Source organism: Acidithiobacillus sp. TH-A35 (genome assembly GCF_057473505.1).
The window spans coordinates 1-3,997 of sequence record NZ_JBYCKR010000183.1 but is presented as its reverse complement, the minus strand read 5'-3'; the positions used below and the strand labels follow the sequence as shown (position 1 = coordinate 3,997).

At 57.1% G+C, this 3,997-nt stretch carries 5 protein-coding genes; all 5 read right to left on the bottom strand.

Features of this window, described 5'->3' with window-relative positions; translation table 11 throughout:
* Nucleotides 1-104: 104 nt before the first annotated feature.
* Nucleotides 105-857 carry a CDP-diacylglycerol--serine O-phosphatidyltransferase gene (gene pssA / locus AC2VNK_RS06310; protein ID WP_486883206.1) on the bottom strand — a complete coding sequence of 251 codons (753 nt, stop codon included), beginning with the start codon at nucleotides 855-857 and terminating at the stop codon, nucleotides 105-107.
* The gene (locus tag AC2VNK_RS06305; protein WP_291522334.1) at nucleotides 854-1,519 is read right to left on the bottom strand and encodes a phosphatidylserine decarboxylase; all 666 of its coding nucleotides are present in this window, start codon (nucleotides 1,517-1,519) and stop codon (nucleotides 854-856) included. The genes pssA and AC2VNK_RS06305 overlap by 4 nt, the downstream gene beginning before the upstream one ends.
* Before the next feature lie 117 nt (nucleotides 1,520-1,636).
* A complete protein-coding gene (ilvC, locus tag AC2VNK_RS06300) occupies nucleotides 1,637-2,653 on the bottom strand; it encodes a ketol-acid reductoisomerase (protein WP_291522337.1) in 1,017 nt (338 codons plus the stop codon).
* Between the two features lie 48 nt (nucleotides 2,654-2,701).
* The gene (gene ilvN / locus AC2VNK_RS06295) at nucleotides 2,702-3,187 is read right to left on the bottom strand and encodes an acetolactate synthase small subunit (protein WP_291522339.1); all 486 of its coding nucleotides are present in this window, start codon (nucleotides 3,185-3,187) and stop codon (nucleotides 2,702-2,704) included.
* Between the two features lie 4 nt (nucleotides 3,188-3,191).
* Nucleotides 3,192-3,997, bottom strand: an 806-nt coding sequence (locus AC2VNK_RS06290; protein ID WP_486883205.1) for a thiamine pyrophosphate-dependent enzyme, incomplete at its 5' end; no start/stop codon positions are given.

Genomic DNA, 3,997 nt, shown 5'->3' with positions numbered 1-3,997 from the left:
GTGCATACGCTGAACGACATTCTTATCCGCATGCAGGCCCATCAACACAAAAAATTCAGTCGCTTACGGGCCCTGCACTGGGGCGCATCCACCGTATCGGCAAGTCAGTGACCTGAGCCACCACGCCGCCGCTGAATACGGCGACTGCGGATTTGCCACAGGGTCAACAGCAACCCCACCACCACATAGGACATCACGGCGATAAACAGTACCAACGGTGGATGCACGGCGACCAAGGCCACAGCCAGCACCACGAGGATAGCTAACGCAAAAGGCACTCGCCCGTGCAGGTCGAAATCCTTGAAACTGCGGAAGCGGACATTACTGACCATCAACAGGCCCAACGCGTAGACCAGTCCCAGCGCCAGATATTCACTAATCTGCGTCAGCCAGGGGTAACCCTCCCCTACCGCCACCCAGACCAGACTAGCCAACACGGCCGCTGCCGTAGGTATGGGCAAACCCTGGAAGTAGCGCTTGGATGCGCTATGTATCTGGGTATTAAAGCGGGCCAGACGCAGGGCACCACAGGCGGTATAAACAAAGGCCCCCAGCCAGCCAAAATTGCCGAAATCCCGCAGCCCCCACAGAAACACCAAAATGGCCGGTGCCATACCAAAGGCAATCACATCCGCCAATGAATCATATTCCGCGCCGAACGCGCTTTCCGTATGGGTCATCCGTGCCACACGCCCATCCAGCCCATCGAGAATCATAGCGATGAAGATCACGATGGCCGCCACCCGGTAATGTCCGTTAATGGAAGCGATGATAGAGTAGAAACCCGCAAAAAGGCTGGCCGTAGTAAAGAGGTTGGGCAGGACATAAACGCCACGGCGCGGATATCTGGGATTCATGCCTGCTGCTGCACACCCAAGGTCGCAATATACTGGGCGCCCGAACGCACCCGCTCCCCTATAGCCACCAAAGGCTGGGCACTGAGCGGCAAGTAGGTATCCACCCGCGAACCAAAACGGATAAAGCCGAAGCGCTGGCCCGCGGTCACTACACTGTCCGCAGCGACATAGCAGACAATCCGCCGCGCGACCAAGCCCGCCACCTGCACAACAGTCACGTCACTACCATCACTCGCCTTGACCCAAAGGGCATTGCGTTCATTCTCCAGCGACGCCTTGTCAAGCGCCGCATTGAAGAATTTTCCCGGAAAATACCAGGTTTTTCGCACTTGTCCCCCGACCGGCATGCGATTGACATGCACATCAAAAACATTCATGAAAATGCTGATCTTGAGCGCGGGACGGGACAGATAAGGGTCTTCAACCTGCTCAACGGCGATCACCTTACCATCCGCCGGACACAGCACCGATCGCTCCGACAAGGCAGGCAAAGGTCGCCGCGGGTCGCGGAAAAACTGGAGGCTGAAGAGGAACAACAGATAGAAAGGCAATGCCCACCAGCCATTCGTAAATATCTGGAGCACGATGGCCACGCCCAGAAAGAGCGCGATAAAAGGCCAGCCCTCGCGCGCCAACAAAGGATAAGGATAGTCTGTTTTCATGCGCAGAGCGTATCAGGAGCCGGACAACGATAAAAGGGCAGAATCACCACAAGCGCATTGCTTTTTGCCCACAGCCATTCTGCCCCCTGCAGATTGTCGCCAATCCCTGTCGCGAACTCAGTTACGCGAGCGGTCCACGATCCGGCTCTGACCAATCCAGGTCATCATGGAACGCAGCTTGTTGCCCACCACCTCGATGGGATGCTCGGCACCTATCCGGCGCATGGCCTGCATGGTCGGCTTACCAGCCTGATTCTCCAGGATAAATTCTCTGGCGAACTGGCCATTCTGAATTTCTGTCAGAATCTTCTTCATTTCCGCCTTGGTATCCGCATTGACGACGCGCGGGCCGCGGGTCAGGTCGCCATATTCGGCGGTGTTGGAGATGGAATAGCGCATGTTGCTGATGCCGCCTTCGTACATGAGGTCGACGATCAGTTTCAACTCGTGCATACACTCAAAGTAGGCCATTTCCGGCGCATAGCCGGCTTCCACCAAGGTCTCAAAGCCCGCCTGCACCAGCGCCGTGGCGCCGCCACAAAGTACCGCTTGCTCACCGAAGAGGTCGGTTTCGGTCTCTTCCCGGAAGCTAGTCTCGATCACGCCAGCACGGGTGCCACCGTTGGCCTTGGCATAAGACAGGGCGATGTTGGTGGCATTGCCGCTGGCATCCTGATGTACTGCAATCAGGCTGGGCACGCCGCCGCCCTGGGTGTAGGTGGAACGCACCAGATGCCCCGGCCCCTTGGGCGCCACCAGGAAGCAGTCCAGATCGGCACGCGGATGAATCTGGCCAAAGTGGACGTTAAAGCCGTGGGCGAATACCAATGCCGCGCCCTGCTTGATGTTCGGTGCGATCTCATCGCGATACAGTGCGCTCTGACCTTCATCGGGGGTCAGGATCATGATCACATCGGCTGCTGCAACCGCTGTGGCGACTTCCTTGACTGCCAACCCGGCCTTACTGGCCTTTTCCCAGGAGGAGGAGTCCTTGCGCAGACCAACCACTACGCTCACGCCGGAATCCTTGAGATTCAACGCATGGGCGTGCCCCTGGGAACCGTAGCCGATGATGGCTACTTTCTTCTTCTGGATCAGAGCGAGATCGGCGTCGTTATCGTAAAAAACCTTCATGTGAAACCTCTTTATATAGTTAAGTTATTGCAAAACAACGTTTATTACTTATATCGCCTTGGCACCACGGCTGATGGCGCTGGCACCGCTGCGTACTACTTCAATGACCATACCGGGGTCCAGAGCATGGATAAAGGCATCCAGCTTCTCGCCAGTACCGGTCAGCTCCATGGTGTAGGAGCGGTCCGTCACATCAATGATGCGCCCCCGGAAAATATCCGACAGCCTTTTGACCTCCTCACGATCCGGCCCCACAGCATGGACCTTGATAAGCATCAGCTCCCGCTCAATATGTGGGCCCTCTGTCAGGTCCTGCACGCGAATGACCTCCACGAGCTTATTCAACTGCTTGAGGACCTGCTCCATGATCTCTTCGGAGCCACGGGTGGCCACGGTCATCCGCGAGATACTCGGATCGTGGGTCGGCGCGACGGTCATCGCTTCAATGTTATAACCACGCGCTGAGAACAGCCCTGCCACTCGTGACAAGGCACCCGCTTCATTTTCCAGCAAGATAGAGATGATATGGCGCATGGGGCTACACCAGAATCATTTCAGAGAGGGCCGCACCCGCGGGCACCATGGGGTAGACGTTTTCCTGCGGGTCCACCTGGAAGTCCATGAACACCATGCGATCTTTAAGGCGCAGTGCCTCACGGATCACCGGCTCCACATCGGCGGGCGTATCCGCGCGCAGGCCGATATGGCCGTAGGCTTCGGCCAATTTGACGAAGTCCGGCAGGGCATCCACATAACTCATGGCGTAACGATTCTCATAGAAGAACTCCTGCCACTGCCGCACCATCCCCAGATAATGATTGTTGAGACATGCCACCTTGACAGGCAAATGATGCTGCAGACAGGTGGACAACTCCTGAATATTCATCTGGATGCTGCCATCGCCCGTAATACAGACCACCGTCGAATCCGGTTCGGCGACCTGCGCGCCCATGGCCGCCGGGAGCCCGAAGCCCATGGTACCCAGTCCACCGCTGTTGACCCAACGCCGTGGCCGGTCGAAACCATAAAACTGCGCCGCCCACATCTGGTGCTGTCCCACATCCGAGGTAACGATGGCGTTACCTCCCGTCAGTTCATAAAGTTTCTGCACCACAAACTGCGGCTTGATGATGCGATCGTCCTGCTTGTAGTGCAGGCAACCACGCTGCCGCCATTCCTCAATTTGTGCCCACCACGCCTGCATCGCCTGGGGATCATTGCGCTGATCGCTCTCCGCCAGCACCTGATTCATCTCCAGCAGTACCTGCTGCAAATCGCCGACGACAGGCACATCCACCCGCACATTCTTGGAGATGGAGGACGGATCGACGTCCACATGCACAA

Coding starts and splice junctions, on each gene's coding strand:
- ilvN (WP_291522339.1), bottom strand. CDS start 3,187: ATGCGCCATATCATCTCTATCTTGCTGGAAAATGAAGCGGGTGCCTTG.
- pssA (WP_486883206.1), bottom strand. CDS start 857: ATGAATCCCAGATATCCGCGCCGTGGCGTTTATGTCCTGCCCAACCTC.
- ilvC (WP_291522337.1), bottom strand. CDS start 2,653: ATGAAGGTTTTTTACGATAACGACGCCGATCTCGCTCTGATCCAGAAG.
- AC2VNK_RS06305 (WP_291522334.1), bottom strand. CDS start 1,519: ATGAAAACAGACTATCCTTATCCTTTGTTGGCGCGCGAGGGCTGGCCT.